Source organism: Ktedonobacter robiniae (assembly GCF_016587375.1).
GTDB lineage: Bacteria > Chloroflexota > Ktedonobacteria > Ktedonobacterales > Ktedonobacteraceae > Ktedonobacter > Ktedonobacter robiniae.
In genome coordinates this window covers 837,460-858,488 of the sequence record NZ_BNJG01000001.1, presented here as the reverse complement: position 1 = coordinate 858,488, position 21,029 = coordinate 837,460, and the positions used below count along the sequence as shown (strand labels likewise).

General features: G+C 54.7%; 19 protein-coding genes. 11 read left to right on the top strand and 8 right to left on the bottom strand.

The genetic code is table 11. The annotated features are described in order from the left end of the window. Positions 1 to 365 precede the first annotated feature (365 nt). The 4 genes from JMJ04_RS03505 (at position 366) to JMJ04_RS03490 (ending at position 4,119) form a co-directional block, all read left to right on the top strand. Positions 366 to 1,493, top strand: coding sequence for a DegT/DnrJ/EryC1/StrS family aminotransferase (locus JMJ04_RS03505; protein WP_201369173.1), 1,128 nt, complete (start codon positions 366 to 368; stop codon positions 1,491 to 1,493). Positions 1,494 to 1,548: 55 nt separating this feature from the next. Continuing rightward, on the top strand, positions 1,549 to 2,556 hold the full coding sequence (locus JMJ04_RS03500) for a Gfo/Idh/MocA family protein (protein WP_201369172.1): 1,008 nt from the start codon (positions 1,549 to 1,551) through the stop codon (positions 2,554 to 2,556). Between the two features lie 165 nt (positions 2,557 to 2,721). After that, a complete protein-coding gene (locus tag JMJ04_RS48390; RefSeq protein WP_201369171.1) occupies positions 2,722 to 3,324 on the top strand; it encodes an acyltransferase in 603 nt (200 codons plus the stop codon). A gap of 102 nt (positions 3,325 to 3,426) precedes the next feature. Continuing rightward, positions 3,427 to 4,119 (top strand): DUF4388 domain-containing protein, encoded by a 693-nt coding sequence (locus JMJ04_RS03490; RefSeq protein WP_201369170.1) that lies wholly within the window; start codon positions 3,427 to 3,429, stop codon positions 4,117 to 4,119. Between the two features lie 120 nt (positions 4,120 to 4,239). Here the strand turns inward: JMJ04_RS03490 and JMJ04_RS03485 are convergent, their stop codons facing one another. The 5 genes from JMJ04_RS03485 to JMJ04_RS03465 form a co-directional block, all read right to left on the bottom strand. Further along, a complete protein-coding gene (locus JMJ04_RS03485) occupies positions 4,240 to 5,181 on the bottom strand; it encodes an MBL fold metallo-hydrolase (RefSeq protein ID WP_201369169.1) in 942 nt (313 codons plus the stop codon). Positions 5,182 to 5,202: 21 nt separating this feature from the next. Beyond that, positions 5,203 to 6,780 (bottom strand): L-glutamate gamma-semialdehyde dehydrogenase, encoded by a 1,578-nt coding sequence (pruA, locus tag JMJ04_RS03480; RefSeq protein WP_201369168.1) that lies wholly within the window; start codon positions 6,778 to 6,780, stop codon positions 5,203 to 5,205. Between the two features lie 139 nt (positions 6,781 to 6,919). Next, positions 6,920 to 7,387, bottom strand: coding sequence for an NUDIX hydrolase (locus JMJ04_RS03475; protein WP_201369167.1), 468 nt, complete (start codon positions 7,385 to 7,387; stop codon positions 6,920 to 6,922). A 33-nt stretch (positions 7,388 to 7,420) separates the two neighbouring features. Beyond that, the gene (locus JMJ04_RS03470) at positions 7,421 to 8,911 is read right to left on the bottom strand and encodes a thioredoxin-like domain-containing protein (protein ID WP_201369166.1); all 1,491 of its coding nucleotides are present in this window, start codon (positions 8,909 to 8,911) and stop codon (positions 7,421 to 7,423) included. 160 nt (positions 8,912 to 9,071) lie between these two features. Further along, a complete protein-coding gene (locus tag JMJ04_RS03465; RefSeq protein ID WP_201369165.1) occupies positions 9,072 to 9,809 on the bottom strand; it encodes a hypothetical protein in 738 nt (245 codons plus the stop codon). Between the two features lie 229 nt (positions 9,810 to 10,038). On the opposite strand from JMJ04_RS03465, the gene JMJ04_RS03460 reads away from it, so the two are divergent. Then, the gene (locus JMJ04_RS03460) at positions 10,039 to 10,848 is read left to right on the top strand and encodes a carbon-nitrogen hydrolase family protein (RefSeq protein ID WP_201369164.1); all 810 of its coding nucleotides are present in this window, start codon (positions 10,039 to 10,041) and stop codon (positions 10,846 to 10,848) included. 201 nt (positions 10,849 to 11,049) lie between these two features. Next, on the top strand, positions 11,050 to 11,523 hold the full coding sequence (locus tag JMJ04_RS03455) for a GatB/YqeY domain-containing protein (RefSeq protein ID WP_201369163.1): 474 nt from the start codon (positions 11,050 to 11,052) through the stop codon (positions 11,521 to 11,523). A gap of 79 nt (positions 11,524 to 11,602) precedes the next feature. Here the strand turns inward: JMJ04_RS03455 and JMJ04_RS03450 are convergent, their stop codons facing one another. Then, positions 11,603 to 12,952 (bottom strand): MFS transporter, encoded by a 1,350-nt coding sequence (locus JMJ04_RS03450; RefSeq protein ID WP_201369162.1) that lies wholly within the window; start codon positions 12,950 to 12,952, stop codon positions 11,603 to 11,605. Positions 12,953 to 13,331: 379 nt separating this feature from the next. On the opposite strand from JMJ04_RS03450, the gene JMJ04_RS03445 reads away from it, so the two are divergent. The 3 genes from JMJ04_RS03445 to JMJ04_RS03435 all read left to right on the top strand — a co-directional run bounded on the left by JMJ04_RS03445 (position 13,332) and on the right by JMJ04_RS03435 (position 15,851). After that, the gene (locus tag JMJ04_RS03445) at positions 13,332 to 13,985 is read left to right on the top strand and encodes an LON peptidase substrate-binding domain-containing protein (protein WP_201369161.1); all 654 of its coding nucleotides are present in this window, start codon (positions 13,332 to 13,334) and stop codon (positions 13,983 to 13,985) included. Between the two features lie 36 nt (positions 13,986 to 14,021). After that, a complete protein-coding gene (locus tag JMJ04_RS03440; protein WP_201369160.1) occupies positions 14,022 to 14,393 on the top strand; it encodes a hypothetical protein in 372 nt (123 codons plus the stop codon). A 201-nt stretch (positions 14,394 to 14,594) separates the two neighbouring features. Next, on the top strand, positions 14,595 to 15,851 hold the full coding sequence (locus JMJ04_RS03435; protein WP_201369159.1) for an MFS transporter: 1,257 nt from the start codon (positions 14,595 to 14,597) through the stop codon (positions 15,849 to 15,851). Positions 15,852 to 15,973: 122 nt separating this feature from the next. Here the strand turns inward: JMJ04_RS03435 and fusA are convergent, their stop codons facing one another. Next, positions 15,974 to 18,028, bottom strand: a complete 2,055-nt coding sequence (gene fusA / locus JMJ04_RS03430) for an elongation factor G (RefSeq protein WP_201369158.1) — start codon at positions 18,026 to 18,028, stop codon at positions 15,974 to 15,976. 301 nt (positions 18,029 to 18,329) lie between these two features. Between fusA and JMJ04_RS03425 the strand changes: the two genes are divergently transcribed. Together JMJ04_RS03425 and JMJ04_RS03420 are read left to right on the top strand one after the other, a co-directional pair. Further along, positions 18,330 to 19,622 (top strand): serine hydroxymethyltransferase, encoded by a 1,293-nt coding sequence (locus JMJ04_RS03425; RefSeq protein ID WP_201369157.1) that lies wholly within the window; start codon positions 18,330 to 18,332, stop codon positions 19,620 to 19,622. Positions 19,623 to 19,914: 292 nt separating this feature from the next. Further along, complete coding sequence (locus JMJ04_RS03420) at positions 19,915 to 20,349, top strand: MarR family winged helix-turn-helix transcriptional regulator (protein WP_201369156.1); 435 nt, start codon at positions 19,915 to 19,917, stop codon at positions 20,347 to 20,349. Positions 20,350 to 20,443: 94 nt separating this feature from the next. Here the strand turns inward: JMJ04_RS03420 and JMJ04_RS03415 are convergent, their stop codons facing one another. Further along, entirely contained in the window at positions 20,444 to 21,022 is a 579-nt protein-coding gene (locus JMJ04_RS03415) for a GNAT family N-acetyltransferase (protein ID WP_201369155.1), read from the bottom strand. Positions 21,023 to 21,029 lie beyond the last annotated feature (7 nt).

Below are 21,029 nucleotides of genomic sequence, written 5' to 3'. Positions count from 1 at the left end.
CCAACGCCGCTCTCGCGGCTAGCGCTTCGCGCTCAGGTTTCCTAAATAGGCAGTATGTAATACTGCCTCAATGGTACGGTATGAGGGTGTAGAACCGGTACGGATGAGTATAGAAAACTGGTAGCGGCCCGTCTAGAAAGGGGGAAATTGAGGTAAAATGATGTGCTGTGATATGGCAGAATGGAATCTCTTTAGAACCTTTTGGCTAGCTACACGTTCTCCACTCCGCTGACAAAGTTTCACCTAACCTCTACCACAACGAGTATCAGCCGGTCACTCTCGCATGGTACTATCCTGACTAGTAAAGTTGTCTTTCTGCTCGCTGCGAGGCTGAGCTTCATTTTTAGAGAAGGAGTGCTGAGGGAGTGGTACCTTTACAAGTTCCTCTTGTTGATCTACGTGCCCAGTATCAGAGCTTGAAGCCTGAAATTATGGCGGCCTTTGCTGAAGTGTTGGAGAGTATGCACTTGTTCCTGGGGCCGAAGACTCGCGCTTTTGAGCAGCAGTTCGCCGAGTATTGTGCCTGTCGCTATGGCATAGGCGTGTCCTCGGGAACGGAGGCGCTGGTGCTGGCCCTGCGTGCCTGCGATATTGGAGCGGGCGACGAGGTCATCACGGTCTCCAACACCTTTATCGCCACAGTGGAGGCCATTGCCCTGGTGGGGGCCAGGCCGGTGTTTATCGATGTGGATCCCCAGACCTACCTGATGGATTGGCGCCAGCTAGAGACTGTGTGCACAGAACGCACACGCGCCATTCTGCCTGTGCATCTCTATGGGCATGCGGCTGAGATGGGGCCTATCCTTGAGTTTGCGCGAGCGCGTGGGCTACGCGTCATTGAAGATGCCTCACAGGCACACGGGGCGACCTATCAGGGCCAGCGCGTTGGTAGCTTTGGTGATATAGGCTGCTTTAGCCTGTACTACAGTAAGAACCTGGGAGCCTTTGGCGAGGCTGGCATCTGTACGACCAGCGATCCCGTCCTGGCGGAGAAATTATGTATGCTGCGCGACCATGGCTCGCGTGTACGCTATCATCACGAGGTGATCGGGGGCAATTATCGCCTGGATGAATTGCAAGCGGCCGTCCTGCTCTTAAAGATGCCCTACCTTGAGCAGTGGAACCAGGCGCGCCAGTCCCATGCTCAGTTCTACACCCAGCGGTTGCGCGCGGTGGTGCCGCAGGTACCCGAGGTTTGCTCATGGGGCACACATGTCTATTGCTACTATGTGATCCAGGTGGAGCAGCGTGATACCTTCCGCAAGGCATTAGAAGAGGCCGGAATAGGAACCAATGTGCACTACCCGGTGCCCATTCATTTGCAGCCTGCCTGTTCAGACTATGGCTATACACGCGGCATGTTGCCCGTGACTGAGCATGCTGCCGAGCGTATTGTCTCACTCCCTATGTATCCCGAATTAACTGAAGAACAACTGCATCTGGTCGTGGAGACGGTGAAGCAGGCGCTCTTGATCGGTGTAACGCAAAAATAAACGTTAGTCATTTATATCCTTTATAATGCACGGATAAAAAAGAAAGAAGCGACGTATGGCTGATTTACGTTTTGGCATCATTGGCTGGGGGTACTGGGGGCCAAAGATTGCCCGTAACCTGGATAGTATCGCCCATGCCACAGTAACTGCGGTCGCCGATATGGATAAGCATCGGGTAGCGCTGCTTGCGGGCCAACAACCAGGCCTCCAGGTGACATCCCAGGTGGAGGAATTGCTCTGTTCAGATGTTGATGCTGTCGTCATCGCGACACCTGTCCGGACCCACTACGCACTCGCCAAACAGGCCCTGCTCCATGGCAAGCACGTCCTGGTTGAAAAGCCCTTGACGGCCAGCGTTGCGGAAGCGGAAGAACTGGTCGCGCTAGCACGCCAGGTAGACCGGGTCTTGATGGTTGGGCATACCTTTGAGTATAGCCCCGCGGTCAACGAGCTGCGCAAGCTAGTGCAGAGCGGTGAATTGGGGAAGATCTATTGTGTTGAGGCCGAACGTGTCAATTTAGGCCTATTTCGTCGCGATATTAATGTCATCTGGGACCTGGCCCCCCATGATGTCTCAATCCTGCTCTACCTGTTTGGTCAATTGCCTGAACAGGTCCAGGTGCAGGCGAACGCACACCTATTGCCACCTATTCATGACGTCGCGCACCTGGATCTTGGCTTCCCAGATGGGATGACGGCGCATATCCATGTGAGCTGGCTGCACCCCTGCAAGCTGCGGCGGGTAACTGTCATCGGTGATGCCAGGATGGTTGTGTACGACGATACCAATCCCGCTGAGATGATCAAGATTTATAACAAGGGCGCGGATGTCAATGCCGACCCTGTGGTGTCCTATCGCCATGGTGCGATTACTATTCCGCATATCGATTGGATCGAGCCACTACGCCTGGAGTGTGAAGATTTTATTCGTGCCATCCGCACTGGTACGCCTCCACGTGCCAGTGGCGAGGTCGGCCTCTCCGTCGTACGCGTCCTGGCCGCGGCCCAGGATGCCTTAAATCAGCAACTGCACACCCTGGTTTCCGATACTATACCCGCATAGTATCTTCCTCGTACAAGAGTTTGTCTAACAAGACACCAAGCAAACTTTTGAAACAGGGTAAGGGTATGTCATCGAGGGCAGGGAAAGCCTGCCCTCGATGACATACCCTTACTCCTTTGTGAAGCACCGCAGATGCTGAGAATGAGATCAGAAGGAGCCAAAGATATGCAAGAGCGCAGCGCAGCAACAAGCTATATCCATCCTCTAGCAGAGGTCGAAGAGGGGGCGCAGATTGGTGCCGGAACGCGCATCTGGCGCCATGCTCATGTGCGAGCCTCCGCCACTATTGGCGCAATGTGCAATATTGGCAAAGGAGTCTATGTCGAATCCCACGTTCATATTGGGGCGCGGGTCAAGATACAGAACCATGTCTCGCTCTTTGAGGGTGTCACAGTAGAGGATGGCGTCTTTATTGGCCCGCACGTCTGTTTTACCAATGACCTCTATCCCAGGGCCATTACACCTGATGGCCAGCTTAAAGGGAGCGAGGATTGGGAGATTACGCCGACACTTGTCAAGTATGGAGCATCGATAGGGGCAAATGCGGTCGTAGTCTGTGGCGTGACAATCGGCACCTTCGCGCTTGTGGGGGCAGGCTCAGTGGTCACAAAAGATGTCGCGCCCTATACCCTGGTACTGGGCAATCCTGCGCGCTTTCGCGGCTATATCTGTCGTTGCGCACGCCGTTTATCTTCAGTTACAAAAGATGCAAATGTATTGATTGGCATGTGTGAGGTTTGTGGATGGGTAAATTTGTATTTTGAATAGTAATAATGTGCAAAAAGTTGCAAATATGGATAATGGCATGTATAATGCTATGTATAGCTGACTTGGTTCTTCGAAAAATCTTTTTTGTGGGGGTGGAAAGGGTTGATAACTCAATTATCCTCGACACAGGCTTCGCTCTGTTGTGATGCGACACAGCGTTATTTTCTTGATGCCGTCAATGCTTTGCTCGATGTGCGCGATCAGGAACGCTCCGGGCGACTCTCCATACGTAGCGATGAGCGCCGGGGCCTGATTCATTTCTACTTTCAGGAGGGACGCCTGGTACATATTATGGGTGATAAGCGTAACCTTGAGGCGTTACTCCAGGACTTACTCCAGTGGCAAAGGGCGAAGGTCCGCTTTGATGCGCAGATAGGGGCCCCTTTTCGAGACGTGACCTGGCATCAGGCAGAGTTCTTCCAAAGCTGGCTAGAACTGGTGGAGGTCAAGGGCGTCGTGTATGGTGTCTCACATGCCTCCCTCGATGGATTGGCGGGATATATGGCGGCCCACTTGCCAGCCAGGCCCCTCACTGAGGGGGCCTCTGTTAGCACCAGTAAAGATGCCCAGTTGGCTCTCTGGGTCTCTGCCAAAATGGCGGTATGTGTTGTGCCTGAAACGCCTCGCTTCCCAGCTGTACCTGAGACCCCTCGTCTTCCAGCCGTGCCTGAGACTAGCCCAGGCTGGCGCTTCCAGGTCAACCAGGCGCTCCAGCAGGCTGGGCGTTTGACCCAGGATGTCACGCGAGTCTTGACACGTATCATGCATGTAGGCTCACGCCAGCCGATTGGCTAACAATAATAGTGTGTGCCACTAGAAGAGAAAATGTCGGCGTGAGAGTAGACACCTGTCTGCCCTCACGCCGACATTTTCTCTTCTGGCAGGTAGATGTCTATCCGCTGAGAAGCTGTTGCTTTATGCTTCGAGCCGCTCGGGGTGGTGCTTGCGCCAGTAGCGCATATACCCCTGCACTGTCATAGGGTAGTTCGATGCGATCTCGTAGCGCTCGAGTGTACGCGGATCGTTCGAGAGACGCTGTAATTCAGGGCGTGTCTCCGCGATGAAGAGTTCAATAATCTCCGCCTCGCTCTTGTTCTCGCGCATGGCTCGTAGCACGAGATCACCCCAGTTAAAGAGCTTCGCGCGTATGCTTTCAAGATGCGGGGCCAGGTTGCGGACGGGACCAAAGTGCGCCAGGTAGATGACATCGGGGCGCAGCTTTTTGAGCGTATCGATGCTGCTCGACCAGGCCTCGATATCTAGGTCTGGAGGGGGGGTGGGAGGTCGCCCATAAGAGATGCCAGGCAGGCGCACGCCTGCGACGTCGCCCGCGAAGAGATCTCCACTATGCACATCAAAGAAGATGACGTGATGGATGGCATGGCCGGGAGTATAGTGAATCTCCAGGCGCCGACCCGCGATATTGAGAACATCTCCGCCCTCAATGACCTGGACCTTCTCCTGGGGCACAGGGAGAATCTCGCCCCATAACTCCTGCATGCGCTCGCCATAAATGCGCTCCGAGCTGGAGATGAGTTTCCCAGGATCAATAAGATGTTGCGCGCCCTTACTATGAACAAACACGCGTGCCTGGGGCATAGAGGCGAGAAGCTTTCCCACTCCTCCAGTATGATCCAGGTGAATGTGAGTGGCCAGGATGTGGGTGACGCGCGCGGGATCAAATCCCGCCTGGCGTATCCCCTCCAGTAGGGCCTCGCTGGTGCTTCCCGGTCCTGGATCAATCAGCGCGATTTCATCGCTACCCGCCAGGAGATAGGAGCCGATAATGTCTGTCTCCCCCTGGAACGACAGAGAAATCTGCCAGATTCCAGGGGTGAGTTGTGTTACCTCTGTCAAGAGTGTAAACTCCTCGCTTCCTTACTTTTTCTTCGAGATGGATTTCGCCTGTGTGAAGAGCAACAGGTAATCCGGGCCTCCTGCCTTGGAGTCCGTACCCGACATATTGAAGCCACCGAAGGGATGACCACCAACCATAGCGCCTGTACACTTGCGGTTGAAGTACAGGTTGCCAACATGGAACTCTTCGCCGGCGCGCTCAAGACGCTGCTCGTCGTTAGAGAAGAGCGAGCCGGTCAGGCCGTACTCGGTATTGTTGGCGATGTCGAGGGCATCGTCAAAGTCTTTCGCTTTGATAAAGGCTAGAACCGGGCCAAAAATCTCTTCCAGCGAGATACGCGCCTCGGGGGCGACGTCCGCGAAGATGGTTGGCTCGATAAAGTAGCCCGGCCCCTGGTGCTTACCGCCAGTGACGAGGCGTCCCTCTTGCTTGCCGAGCTCAATGTATTCGAGGATTTTCTTCATGGCGTTCTCGTCAACCACGGGACCCATGTAGGTGGTTGGTTGAGTCACATCGCCCATGGTAAGGGTTTTGGTCTTCTCGACCACTTTCTCTAATACCTTGTCGTAGACCTGCTCGACGACGATGGCGCGGGAACCAGCCGAACACTTCTGCCCCTGGAAGCCAAAGGCAGAGGCAACGATAGCGGTGGCGGCGGCATCCAGGTCGGCGGTCTCGTCGACGACGATTCCATCTTTGCCACCCATCTCCAGGATGGTACGCTTCAGCCAGCGCTGCCCCTTGGGCGTTTTCGACGCGCGCTCATAGATGCGCAAGCCGACGTCACGCGAGCCAGTGAAGGAGATGTAGCGCACTCTGGGGTTATCGACGAGGGTATCACCTACGACTGAACCGGAACCGGTCAGGAAGTTGACCACGCCAGCGGGGAGACCTACCTCTTCGAGGAGGCGCATAAACTGGTAAGCAATAGCGGGCGAGGTGCTGGCAGGCTTGAGCACAACTGTATTGCCAGCGACAAACGAGGCGCTTGTCATGCCAACCATGATGGCGTTAGGGAAGTTCCAGGGCGGAATGACCGCGCCCACACCCAGTGGAATATAGACGAGTTTATTCTCTTCGCCGGGCAGGGGGGTGACAGGCTGATCGCCAGCCAGGCGTAGCATCTCGCGCGCGTAGTACTCAAGGAAGTCAATGGCCTCGGCGGTGTCGCCATCGGCCTCGACCCAGCTCTTACCAACCTCAAAGATCATCCAGGCGTTAAAGTAGAAACGGCGCTGGCGCATGAGATCAGCGGCGGCGAAGAGATAGCTGGCGCGCTCTTCGGCTGGAACATGTTTCCAGTTTTCGAAGGTCTCGGCCGCGACTTTGACCGCCTCGTTTGCCTGCTCGACGGTCGCGCTGGTAAAGTGACCTATTACCTGGTTGGGCTGCGAGGGGTTGACCGAGGCGAAGGTCTTCTCACCGGTAATCTTTTTGCCACCGATGATGAGCGGATAGGTCTGGCCCAGCTCGCTTCTCACCTGGGCGATTGCCTCTTCCTGGGCATGTTTATTCTCTTCTTTACTGAAATCAGTGAAAGGTGCATTTGTGAAAGGCGTTTGGAGACGCCCTTTGATATCTTCTAAAACTTTGGCCATGATTTTGTAAACTCCTTCAACACTTCATCGTGTCATGTGATTGATTGCCTCCTTATTCTATCTCATAGAGGCGGGGTGATGGTAGAGGAACGCTTTTGTGTATTATCTCTAGAGTACAGCAAGCAGGCAAGGCACTGTATTAGTGAATAATGGGGACGTTATCCTGGGCAAGCGCGTCGCGAATGCGCTCGTGGTGAGGCTCCACGATATCCATCCGGGCTATTTCTTTTGGTGTGAAGTAGCCAATTTCGGTAGTCTCATCGCTTAAACCAGGCTCGCCAGCCACTATCTCGCCCTCAAAACAGATGTTAACCATGTGATAGCGGTTACTATCAGGATAAGTCAGGAGCACATGCGGATTGGAGTAGATACCAATGAGCCTGTTGAGGCTGATACGCAGACCGGTCTCTTCCCAGGTCTCGCGGATACAGGCTTCGCTGACGCTCTCGCCTGCCTCCATATGCCCACCGGGCAGGCACCAGCGCCCATTATCGCTGCGCCGGGTCAGCAGTATTTTCTCGTGGACAGCATCAAAAATGACGACCGAGGTCGTGAGTGCCAGTTGCCCCTCACGGCCAATGCGGTCTCCAAAGAGATATGAGGCCATAGTGCGTTCTCCTTATATTTTGTCATATTTCATCTAAGGTTGAATGTCCAGAGTGGCGATGTTTCGTGTAGTCATGTCTATCAGACGTATGGCATGATTATTGGTGTCGGCGATATACAGGGTGTTTCCGGTGATTGCCAGGCCCCCAGGTTCATTAAATTGCGCCTGGTCGGATGGTCCATTGTGTATGCCTGCCTCGCCTGTTCCGGCAAGGGTACGAACCTCGCGTGTCCGGGGATCAAGAACCTTGATGCGATTATTATAGGTATCGGCCAGGTAGAGCAAGCTATTGGCTGCGCAAATGCCCTGTACATGTTGTAACTGAGCCTCTTCGCCGATGCCATCCACATCGCCAAAGTCAAAGAGACCGGTACCTACTAATGTATGTACCTGTTGCTCGCCTGTCAACTCGATGGTGCGGATAGCGCTGGCCTCGCTATCGGCGCTATAGAGCATCTGGTTCTCCACGCCCAGGGTGATGCCAGTCGGCTGGGCGAAGAGGGCCTCGGCACGTGGTCCATCGCGTAGCGCCTCCGGGCCAGCACCAGCGAAGGGTTCAATCTCACCAGTGGCCAGGTTGAGCACAAAGATGCGGTGCATCCCCGCCATGGCGATATACAGCTTCTCCTCAAAGGCTACGAGGTCCCAGGGCGAACTAAGCGCAATACTTCGCGCCGGACCCTGGAGCTGGGTCCGCACCATGCCATTCTGCTCGCCGGTTCCCGCCAGTGTCTCCACTTGCTGTGTGCGTAGATCAACGCGCCGGATGAGGTGGTTATCAGTATCTGCCACGTAAAGCAGATCGTCGACGAGGGCTACGCCCTGGGGATGGTTAAATTGTGCTTCCGCAAACGAGCCATCGGCCTGACCCTGGACTCCTGACCCGATAATGGTGCGTACTCGTCCCTGGAGATCGGTCTCGACCAGGCGGTGATGTGCTGAATCGCTGATAATGAGGCGGTCGGCCTGTGCATCTACCGCAAGTTTGCCAGGGAAGGCCAGGAAAGACGAGGGCGCCGTCGTAGTGCTAAAGCGCAGCTGGCGGTGGTCAAGCAGGCCTCGCGCTTCAAACTCTTCAAGCATCTGGCGTAGCAGGTCCTTGCCTTGCGTGGGCGAGATCTCACCCTCATGTTTGCCAATGACGCGCCCCTCCGGATCAATAAAGACGAGGGTGGGCCAGGCGCGTACCGCGTATTGCTGCCAGAGGTACATCGTGTGATCATTTACCACTGGATGCTCGACGCCGTAACGCAGGACCGCGTTGTGTACGCTACCGGTAAAATGCTCGCCAGGGAATTTGGGCGAGTGAATACTAATAACGCTTAGCGTCTCAGGGAAGCTCTCTTCAAGCTCGCGCAACTGGGCGAGTGCGTGCATACAATTAATACAACAGAAGGTCCAGAAATGTAGGATCACGATCCGCCCGCGCAGTTCCTTCAGGCTGAGAGGGTGGTCGCTATTGATCCAGGCCAGGTTGGTGGGAAAGTCGGGTGCGCGCACCTCGCCGCGAAAGCGTTGCGCCATAGTCTACCTCTTTCTTTATCAATCAGGAATATGTTATTACAAATCCCCAGCAGAAAAGCTTGTAGGGTCCAAGCTGGCTTGGACTCCGAGCGAAGCGACCTCCGCAACATCAGGGAATCGGCCTGCGGGCCGCGAATCCAAGCCAGCTTGGACCCTACAACTAGCCTAGAGGTCCCCACTCAATCGACCATTCGAGCGGCATAAGGCCCCCAATAGGGGCCAGGACATGTTCGGCCAGCTGCTGTAGGACCTGGCGTTGGGTCTCCAGTGCTCCAGGTTTGAGGGCGTTACGCGCCAGCGTGGCTGTTTCCGCGTCCCAGCTTGCCAGGTGCGAAAGCAAGCGCTTTGGCTTGGTGGACCAGAGATGATGGAGCGTATAGTGCGTGTGCAGAATACTCTCTACGGTATGTGCGATGAGCAGGTATGAGGCCTCTTCATCTCCATCCAGATCCTCAACGTCGCGTAACAGGTCGGCAAGAATATAGCGTGGGTACCAAATGCGGTCGGCGGACAGCTCAGGCGGCCCTGCTTCCCAGAGCAGGCGTGCTTCACGCTGTAGCTCGGCAATGATGCCATGGGGATCATAGATAGCCCTGCCAAAGGCGAACATATGCTGATCAATGCCTCGCTCCTTATCCTCCGCCATATAGCGGCGAATTTGCTCAGTTGGGTTGAGAAACATCTCGATCTCAAGCCCCTTGAATACGATGTTCTTGCGTCTGCGCCGTGGTGAGGCAATGACCACATGCACATCCAGGTCGCTGGTAGGGCCTGGTGTGCCATGAATGTAAGACCCCGTAGCCAGGATACCCTGGAGATCGTCGCCTAGCTCCTCCTGGAGAAGGGCAATGAGTTCTGGAAAGATTGCTTCAAGTTCCGCTGGCTGCAAATAAGGCATGTTGATGATGCTCCTTTTGAAGAAGAGTTTCAGGTGCCAAAATTGTAGCATATATAAGAACAAAGCCAGTGGCTGGAACGTTCCCTGGGGTTTGTGTCGCGTATGGTAGGATAGAGATAGATGCTTGTGAACGTAGAAGTTGAAGATGCAGGCGAAGTGTGACGGATTCTTTTGCCTGTCGCTGGGAAGAGACCCGCCCGCTGTATATTTGCTCATAGAGGAGGTTGGTTTGAAGATCTCGGTTGCCGTTGGACAATTCCCCACTAGTTTTACTATCGCAGAGAATGTACAGTATATTTTTTCCATGCTCGAACAGGTCGAGCCCGACGATTTGCTTGTGCTCCCAGAGGGGGCCATCTCGGGATATAACGAAGATAGCCGCTTTCTTGAGCAGATTGATCGTAGGCTTCTGGCAGATGCGATAGAGCGCATCGCGGAGGTTGTGAAGCGCAAGCAGGTGCACCTGATTGCTGGCTCCTGCCTGGAGGAAGAGGGTGAGTGGTATAACGCAGGACTCTATTTTTCGCCTCGTGGTGAGCGGGCGCTCTATCGCAAGGTGAACCTGGCAACGGGCGAGCGTGGGCACTTTGTCGCGGGTGCCGACCTTCCTATCTTTCCCCTCCATTTTGCCGAGGGGAGCGTCAATGTAGGCATTCAGCTCTGTCGCGAGATCCGCTTCCCTGAACAGTGGCAATGCCTGGCCCAGCGGGGCGCCGAACTCTTTGTCTACATTACCAACGCCGCCAACCCCGAGGTCAAGCCAGATGTCTGGCGCAGCCACCTGGTCAGTCGCGCGGCGGAGAACCAGCGCTTTGTGCTGGCTGCCAACACCGCCCACTTTGTGCAGCATTGCCCCAGCATGATCATTGCCCCCGATGGCGAGGTCCTGGCCGAGGTTACGGGCGAGGAGACCCGTCTCCTACGTGCTACCCTCGACCTGGCGCAGACAGGCAACTGGTACCTCAGCCAGTGCCGCCGCGACGTCGTCAGCATATACTACAAAGGCGAACTAGTACGCACAAGCATCGGCCCGCTGTAATCCTGTCAAGACGAAGAGATAGCAATTGCTCCCAATAACTCGGGTCAAGTGTGGATGGTGGTTTCGGGCTGGCACCCGAAACCACCATCCACACTCATAAACTCACTGAGCGCCGCAGGTGCGAAAGGTGCTTTTTTCACGCAGGCGTAGTATACTATGGGGCGTACTACACTGTTTTTGTATAAGAGGAGAAACGTTGTTATGGCTCGGCAGGAATTCCCGATTGAGCAGCAGTTACGTAAGGATGCCCAGGATGCGCAGCGCGCACGCGACCAGGTGAAGCTGGATACGCTGCGTATGGCCTTGAACTCAATTCATAACCTTGAAGTCGCGCGTACCGACCGCAAAAATCCCGAATATGGTCAGCCTCTCACCGAGGCGGATTGCTTGCGCGTGCTCGAACAGGAAGTCAAGAAGCGCAACCAGGCTATCCCCCTCTATAAGCAGGGCGGTCGCCTGGAACTCGCCGAGAAAGAACAAGCGGAACTGGATATTCTACAGACCTACCTCAAGTCCTCACAGATGAGCGACGAGGAGATCCGCGAGGTCGTAAGCGCCCTGGTCGCGGAAAACGGCAAAGAGTTCCGCAAGGTCATGCCTCAGGCCGCCAAACAGCTCAAGGGGAGAGCCGATGGCGCACGTATTCAGGGCATTGTCAAAGAGTTAACGCAGTAAAGCCTCTCTCAAAAAATAATAAGCACAAGGCCCCTGGCATCGAGACGCCAGGGGCCTTGTGCTTGATCCTGGTTGCTTGCTACGGAGCTTCTGAGGCTATGGCTGCCTCTGCAACCTGGATATCCTTATCGGCTGCCGCATCCCGGTTGGCATATTCGCGCAAACCCCACGCGGCCAGCAGGGAGATCAACGCCATCAGAATGATGTAGAGTACAAGTGGAATGTACGATTTGTACGCTGCAAGCAGGAGTGTTGCGATGATAGGAGCCGGACCACCCGCCGTGAGCGAGGCAAGCTGGTATCCGAGTGAGGCCCCGCTATAGCGTAGACGAGTACCGAAATGCTCGGAGATAAATGCCGCCTCAGGACCATAGAGACTGGCGTGAAAGATGCTAATGGCTCCTACGAGCGCCAGCACGACAAGCACACTGTTTTTTGTCTGGAGCAAGAGGAAGAAGGGGTAGGCATAGATTGCCATGCCAAGAGAGGCGATCATAAACCAGCGTTTACGTCCCACAATATCGGAGAGATAGCTCGCAAATGGCATTGTCCCAAAGGCGATCAGGGCGGCGAGAATAATCCCAGTGTAGAGTGTATTGACGGGTATCTTGAGCGTAGTGGCTCCATATGACAGGACAAAGGTCGTAAACAGATAGAAGGGAGCCTGCTCGCCTGAGCGCAGAAGTGCCGAGAGAATGATCTCCTTCCAGTAGTGGCGAATAACCTCGCCCAGGGGAGCCTTGGCTACCCGCTGTTCCTGCTTGATGCGCGTAAACTCAGGAGTTTCGAGGATGCGCATCCGGATAAAGAAGCCAACCAGGATCAGAAGCGCGCTTAGGAAGAAGGGAATACGCCAGCCAATCTGAAGAAAAGCGTCGCCAGGGAAAAACGCTTTACAGATCAGGAGTGCGATGGCGGCCAGGGCCAGGCCCACCGGAACGCCTGTCTGAGGCCAGCTGGCCCAGAAGCCACGGCGGCGGTTATCGCCATACTCCAGCGAGAGTAGTACCGAGCCACCCCATTCACCTCCGACTCCCGCCCCTTGCAGGAAGCGCAGAACCGTAATCAATAGGGGCGCGACAAAACCGATGCTCTTGTAGGTTGGAATAGCGCCAATCAATACGGTCGCGACCCCCATGAGAATGAGCGTCACGATGAGTGTCGACTTGCGTCCGACGCGGTCGCCGAACCAGCCGAAGAACGCGCCCCCAATAGGGCGAGCCAGGAAACCGATGTAGTAAGTGGTAAAAGATGCTAAGATGCCAGTGACAGGATCGAGATTGGGAAAGAAGAGCGGGGCGAAAATAGTGGCGGCAAAGAAGTTGTACAAGAAGAAATCATACCACTCAATGGCGGTTCCCAGCGTGCTCGCGGTAATTACGGGCAGCATACGGCGAACCGAGACTTCTCTCGTTGCTACATTAGCCATGGTGCCTCCTTATGCTCATCACCATGATGAACACTAACTACGACAACTGTGTGTAGAAAGGATACCTTCTATCTGTAGCCCAAAGGCTCAGATGGCGCCTGGCAGTTGTGTTCCCACCGTTGGGAATTGGAAGCGAAAAGATATTATTAAAAGCATAATGATTTACTATCTGCTTGTCAAGCAAAAAGAAGTGGTTTTATGAACCAGTCGTCATGTTTGTGCCAGCGATTTTATTCCTGGCATTAGGCATGATGTTATACTATGGTCAGAATAAATAGTTCTGTGTGGATGTGTAAATGTATGCTCCGTTTTGGCGCGAAGAGGCATCTAGTTTCAGTGATGGTATATGTCATGAAACGCTAGGAGGTGCGATGGACTCATGTCGATTACCGCGATAGAATTACCTTTGTTCCCACTGGATGTGGTGCTTTTCCCGGGGACAGTCATGCCGCTCCACATCTTCGAGCCGCGCTACCGGCAGATGATCCAGGATTGCCAGCGGACACAGAAGCCATTTGGGATTGTGCTGACAAAGCCTGAGAGCGTCTACCTACACGAGGTTCCCTACAGCGTCGGCACAATGGTGCAGATGCGCAACGTCGAGCGCATGGAAGATGGTCGCTTTACATTGATGGCAATAGGGACACGTCGTTTTCGCATCGTCAGCCAGCATCGAGATAGACCCTATTTGTCAGCGACTGTCGAACCATTTATGGATGATCCCGAGCCAGCCCAGATCTTAACCCTCCCCATGGCTCAGGCGTGTGGCTTGTTTCGTAACTACCTGGAGATGTTATTAGAGGCGGCGAGCGAGGATAGTAGCTACGCCGATCTCCCCGAAGATCCGGAAGATCTCTCGTATTTCATCGCCTATTTCCTCGAGGTGCAGAACGAAACGAAACAGCGCCTCCTTGAAGGTACTTCGACACAGGAACGCCTGCGCGACGAGATCAATATTCTGCGACGAGAAGTGCCCTTTATGCGGCAAATCCTCTCAAAGAATTTGCCTGAGGACCGGAGTATGCTAAACTAAGCATACACTAATTTTTAGAAGTGAGGATGGGACGAGATGAGAGAGTTGCCCGGTTTTCGGCAGCAGCTTGATAACCTGCTTCGCACCCGTAATAAGGAACAGGTGCAGACATTTATGATTGAAAATGGCCAGTGGTATGAAGGCACACCCGCTGATCCTGAATATGCCATGTGGCTTATGATCGGCGGCAGCGAGAAACTGAGCGACCTGCATGAAGAGGCGCGTGAGTGGCTGGTCAGCCATGGGCACGAGAGCGCGGCTGAGGCCTTGCTGGGGAAAGCTGGCGCCAAAGGTGGCTCATCCAAGGGACGGGCAAAGCAGCAGCCTCGTGGGAAGCAGGCGCAAGGACGTAAACCAGCCTCTAAAGGTGAGCGAGGCGCGGCTAAAAACACGTCAAAAGAGTCCTAAGGAGTCCTAATGCGAGCGTTGGCTGTGGTTAGCGCTCCAGGCTGCCGATACTAGTAGTAATATCCCGACATGCATAGTACCGAATCAGAGCAGGACACTCCTGCCCTGATCATTTTTTTTAGGAATAGATCAGAGCCGTAATTCTGTTGTGCTAGAGTAGTTGCTAATAAGTAAGCATATGAATAAAAGCGCTATATTTATATGTGTAGAAGGGGTGTATGTGAATTGAGCAAGCGTGATGCGCTTCTCGCATCAACTGAAGAAGAGATACATAAGGTAAATGCTCCCCAGCTTAGCCCGCACCTGGTCTTGTTGCTGGCGGTGGTCTGTGGCCTCGCGGCTGCCAACCTCTATTATGTGCAGCCTGTTCTGGCCGATATTGGACATGAATTTGCCGTCTCTGTAAACCAGGTAGGTGTTCTGGCCACTCTCTCCCAGCTTGGCTATGCCGTGGGTCTCCTGCTGATTATTCCGCTGGGAGATCGCTATAATCGTCGAACGCTGATTGTGACAATGCTGGTTGCTGTAACAGTCGCTTTGATCGCGATGGCTCTGGCGCCTACCCTGATGTTCCTCTCAATCGCGAGCTTCGCTGTAGGTGTTACTACCGTGGTTCCACAGTTGGTTGTGCCGCTGGCGGCGAGCCTGGCGCGGCCTCAGGAGCGTGGACGAGTGGTGGGAACTGTGATGAGTGGTTTGCTAATTGGTATTTTATTGGCCCGTACCGTGAGTGGCGTGTTGGCTGCACACCTGGGCTGGCGCACAGTGTATTGGGTTGCCGCGGGATTGATGGTTCTCCTGGCCCTGATCCTGCGTTTCTTGTTGCCTCTTGATCGCCCTCAGTCAGATATGAGCTATACACAACTCTTGCGCTCGCTGTGGAGCCTCGTTAAAAGTGAGCCTGTGTTGCGCGAGACGAGCGTCTTTGGTGCGCTAGGCTTTGCGGCCTTTAGCGCGTTCTGGGCTACGCTCTCCTTCCGCCTGCAAACGCCGCCTTTTCACTATGGCAGCGAGGTGGCGGGCCTCTTTGGCCTGGTAGGTGTCGTGGGAGCACTCGCGGCCTCTTTTATTGGCCGTCTTGCTGATAAAGTCAATCCACGTAAGACAATTGGCATCGGCTTGCTCATTCTCCTGGCCTCGTTTGGTATCTTCTGGCTGACGGGCCAGTATCTCTGGGGCCTGATAATTGGCGTCATCCTGCTGGACCTGGGGGCGCAGGCCAACCAGATCTCAAATCAGGCGCGTGTCTATAGCCTCAATCCCGCCGCGCGCAGCCGCCTCAATACGATCTATATGGTGTCGTACTTTATTGGTGGCTCGCTTGGCTCGTTTCTTGGCACCTATGGCTGGGACTTCGCGGGCTGGTTTGGTGTCTGTTGTGTGGGGCTGCTGTTCCTGTTATTAGCGCTTGCCGTGTATATGCTCAATAGTCGGCGCACGCAGGCCGCTAGCCGCTAGCTTTTTGTTGTCATTTCGCGCCCGCGGCGCTTACAAGAAAGGGATGGTGACGTGTATCTCGGGCGGATGTTCGAGATACACGTCACCATCCCTTTCCTGTTGATATGTGTTTGCAATAATTGTTAGCCAACGGCCTTTTTGTGTTGTTCGATAAGTGCCTGCTGAATGTGAGGAGGGACTTCCTCATATTGGGCAAACTCCATAGTGAAGGAGCCACGACCCTGGGTAATAGAGCGCAAGTCGGTCGCGTAGCGCAGCATCTCGGCCTGGGGAACGGTGGCGGTGATACGCTGCATACCTTCTTCCTGCTCATCTGGTTCCATGCCGAGGACACGGCCACGCCTGGTGTTGATGTCACTCATGACGTCACCCATATTGGCCTCTGGAATCAGGATGTTGACATGCATGACAGGCTCCAGAATGACTGGGCTGGCAAGGGGGACGGCCTCTTGCATCGCCAGGGAGGCCGCAACCTCGAAGGATTGCGCCGATGAGTCGACCGGGTGGTACTTGCCGTCGTAGAGCGCGACACGCACGTAGAGCATGGGGTTGCCTGAGATGAAGCCGCGCTTGAGCGATTCGCGTACTCCCTTCTCGACACCAGGAATGAACTGATTGGGGACGACGCCGCCTACAATGCGGTCCTCAAAGATGAAGTTCTGCTCTCCTCCGTGGGGCAGTGGCTCGATCTCCAACCAGACATCGCCAAACTGGCCGTGTCCACCGCTCTGGCGCTTGTGGCGTCCATTAGCCTTAGCCTTCTTGCGGATGGTCTCGCGGTAGTGGATATGTGGATCGCGTGTCTCCAGGTCGACGCCATATTTGCGTTTGATACTCTCCACTGTGATTTGCAGGTGCGCCTCGCCCATGCCGGAGAGCAGCGTCTCCGCCGTCTCGGGATCGCGTGAAACGCGTAGCGTGCGGTCTTCTTGCACGATGCGTGCCAGGACGTTGCCCATTTTGTCCAGGTCATTCTGGCTTTTGGGGATGATCGTCAGGGTGAAGCAGGGTTCGCGGAAGCGGATCGGCTCAAGGGGCGTAGTGATGTTTTTGCTATCGGTGAGTGTATCACCTGTATGGGTATTGGTAAGCTTGGACACGGTACCGAAATCGCCTGCGGAAATGGAACTGGCATTCTCTGACATTTTGCCACGTGGGAACGAGAGGGCGCCTACACGCTCATCCGTCTTTGTCTGGATATTGAAGAGATGGCTATCAGCCTTGATGCTTCCTGTATAGACGCGGAAGGTTGAAACAGTGCCGGACTGTTGCCCGGTCGTTTTAAACACCAGGGCCGAGATGTGTCCTTCAAAGTTCTGGGCATCTTCTGGTAAGGCGTCCGCCGCGCTGGGGAGGTAGTCAAGGATAGCACTAAGCATTGTCTGGATACCAATGTTCTTCGCCGCGGAGGCACAGAGCACTGGAATAAGCTGACCCGAGGCCGTACCCACTTTGACCAGTTTAAGGATCTCGTCGTCGTTAAGGTCTATCCCCTCCAGAAATTTCTCCATCAGCTCATCATCGCTCTCGACTGCTGACTCGATAAGCTGTTCACGATAGCTATTGATGGTGTCCTGTAGCTCATCGGGGATGGAGATTTCTTGCACACTATTGCCGCCCTCGAAGGTATAGCCCTTCTGATGCAGCAGGTCAACAACTCCCTTGAAGTTGGCCTGTTCCCCGATGGGAATTTGTAGGGGGACAACTTTAGTGCCAAATTTGGCGCGTAGCGACTCAAGCGCCATATCAAAGGAGGTATTTTCGCGGTCGAGTTTGTTGACCACGACGATACGAGGAAGGTTGCGTTCATTGGCATAGTGCCAGGTCAGTTCAGTGCCGACTTCTACCCCTTTTTCGGCTGTCACCACGACCAGGGCGGCATCCGCCACGCGTAGGCCAGCTTTTACCTCACCAATGAAATCAGCGTAGCCAGGCGTGTCAATAAAATTGATCTTATGCTCATGCCACTCGACGGGAAGCACTTTGGTGTGAAGGGACATCCGACGCTTGAGTTCGTCAGGATCGTAGTCCGCAATCGAGGTTCCATCATCCACCTTCCCTTGTCGTGTTACGGCTCCAGTGTCAAATAGTGCGGCATCAATCAAGGATGTCTTCCCTGCTCCCCCGTGGGAGATCAACGCTACATTGCGAATGTATTCCGCCCCGTATACTTTCATAAGCCGTTCCTCCTGACTTTTTTCGCAAGAGGTGATCTATCGCCAGGCCTTCTGGAGGGTCTGACCTGTAGACCTCCTTCGCGCATGTGGTTCCTGACAGTATGCCCGGTGCTAGCACATGAATGCTGTGCTATACGCTATTCCTGTTGAATAGGTTTAGTATAACAGGATCGTATATTTTAATCAACAAATCTGAACGTGTTTCAATCAATATCTTCTATTGTGAGACCTTACATTCTGCTGCTATACTGAAGGAGATATTTCACAGTCTTTGCTTTTACTGTACGGGAGTAAAAAACATATGACCATAGATATACATGATATTGAACAGCTTCTGGAGCAGCAGGAGCAGTGGCGTCAGCGCCAGGCGATTAACCTGATTGCCAGCGAGAACACCCCCAGTGAGGCGGTGCGCCGCGTGCAAAATTCAGACTTTATGGGGCGCTACGCCGAGGGGCATCCTAATGAGCCGGGCAAGGTGAACCGCTACTATCAAGGGACGCGCTATATTGACGAGATTGAGCGCCAGGCGCGTACAGAGATCATGGAGCTCTTTAGAGCGCGCCAGGCGGATGTCCGCCCCATCAGCGGCAACGCCTCCAATACCGCCATTGCACTTGGATACTTGCGCGGCGGCGATACCGTTATCGCCAACTCGACCGACGCCGGCGGACATATCAGTCACGGCCCGGTGGGCGTCTTTGGTCGACGTATCCAGAATCGCGGGCAGGTGCTCAAGCTGGGCAGCGAGAAGTCGGTAAACCTACACTATCTGCCCCTGACCGAGGACCACTATCACGTCGATGCGCAGAAGACAATTGAGCTGATCGAGCGTGTCTCGCCCCAACTGGTGATCATGGGCAAGAGCCTCTTCCTCTTCCCCGAACCCGTTAGCGAGGTCGTGGCGGCCTGTCGCGCGAAGAATATTCCGCTGCTGTATGATGGGGCACATGTCCTTGGCCTGATCGCTGGTGGGCAGTTCCAGGATCCCCTGCGCGAGGGGGCGACCTGGCTCACTGGTAGCACACACAAGACCTTTCCCGGTCCGCAGCGTGGTGTGATCCTGGGCAACCTGGATGAAGAGGGCGAGAAGAAGTTCTGGCCTGCAGCCGACCGTGGTGTCTTCCCAGGCTCCTCCAGTAACCATCACCTGAATACATTACCCGCCTTGCTGGTCGCGACTCGCGAAATGAAGCTGTATGGGCGCGACTATGCCACGCAGATCGTGCGCAATGCCCAGGCACTTGGCCGCAGCCTTGATGAACTGGGTTCGCCAGTAGAGGCCCGTGATTTTGGTTACACAAAGAGCCATATCATCGCGGTAAATGTGGCGCAGTTTGGCGCGGGCGTGGAGGTTGCCAAGCGCCTGGAGGCCAACGATATCATTGTGAACTACAACATGCTCCCCGGTGACGAGGATCCTCGCAACCCCTCCGGCCTGCGTATCGGCGTCTCCGAGATGACACGCTATGGCATGGATGAGCAAGCCATGGGCGAGTTGGCGCAATTGATGCATGACGCGGTGCGTGGCCAGCAGGTCAAAGAGCAGGTCAATAAGTTGCGCGCGCGCTACACCGAGATGCAGTACGTCTAACAATGCGCTACTTACGTACGCGCTTACGCTGGGGGATTCTGCCCGGAAGCGTAGGCGCGTACGTAAGTAGCGCATTGTTTTGACTTCAACGCTCGCTTGCATTATAGTGTATAGAAACAGGAATAGTTCAGATAACGACGGAACTGTGAAGTCCTGAGCAGAGAATAAATAGATACATGCCAGTTTGTAAATAAAACATATGAAGATCAGCGCTCGTCAAAGTTGCCGGAGCGCATAAGCAGTATGTGACTGCTTACCCCCTGAGTGTGCGGGGAGGGCCAACGGAGGAGATATGGAGCCGCAAGAACGCGAAGATTCCGAGACATTGCTGGTGCAATTTAAACGCCTTTATATCGATGCCATGCGTGTCTTTGAGCGCAAGCTTGGGATGAGCCAGGCGCGTATCTTGATTATGAGCGAGCTACTACATGAGCGCGAGGTGAGCCAGGCCGAGTTGCAGCTACGCCTGGGGGTAGACGGAGCTGCAATCACGCGGCAAGTGAAGCAGTTGGAGCGCGAGGGCTACATCGCGCGGCGTGCCAACCCCAATGACAACCGCGTGTCGCTAGTTTCTCTGACGCCCCGGGGGCGCAGAGAGCTGACGGACCTGGTGAAGGCGCGCCTGGACTTTGAGGATCGCGTCCTCGATGGCATCGATAGTGAGACGCGTAAACACCTGCGCCAGGTGCTCAAACATATCCATGGCAACATCCGCGCCCTGGACTAAATAATTATGGTGTAGGGTCCATGCTGGCATGGACTCTGAGGCCAGCAGGCCGATAATCAATCGCTTCGCTCGGGAGTCCATGCCAGCATGGACCCTACAAGCTTTTGTATTCCTCAATTAGCGATTTGGCCATTAAAATATCTGGTTTGCCTGGTCCATTGGCGTCGGGAATGACCCCTACAATGGTATAGCCTAAACGCTGATAGAATTCGTAAGGATGGCGGCCCAAATTCTCTATCTGCGCTATATTCAGCCAGAGGTCGGGCAGGAGATGCTTTCCTGAGAGGCTGGTGCGGCCGTCCTCGTCGTCTGTGCCAAGCATGATGGTAAGGCCACCACGCTCGCGGACGCGTTCCTCAAAATCAGCGACGAGCAAGCGTCCAATGCCCTGCCCCTGGTACTGGGGAGCCACTACCAGGGGATGCAGCTCCCAGACGCGACCATCGTACTGACTCTGGCCTGCGATCCAGCCCACAACCTTTCCCGACTCATTGGTAGCTACGCGGCTGATACAGTCGCCGCTAAAGGTCGCGTATATTTCTTCTTGCGCGCTCTCCAGGTCGGGCCATGCCATGGGTGAGGAGGCCGCGAAGCCATCCACCAGGATGCGCGCGGCCTGTTCAACGGCTGCTTTATTATTTGCTTCCAGATCTACAATATGAACGGATGACATAAAATAT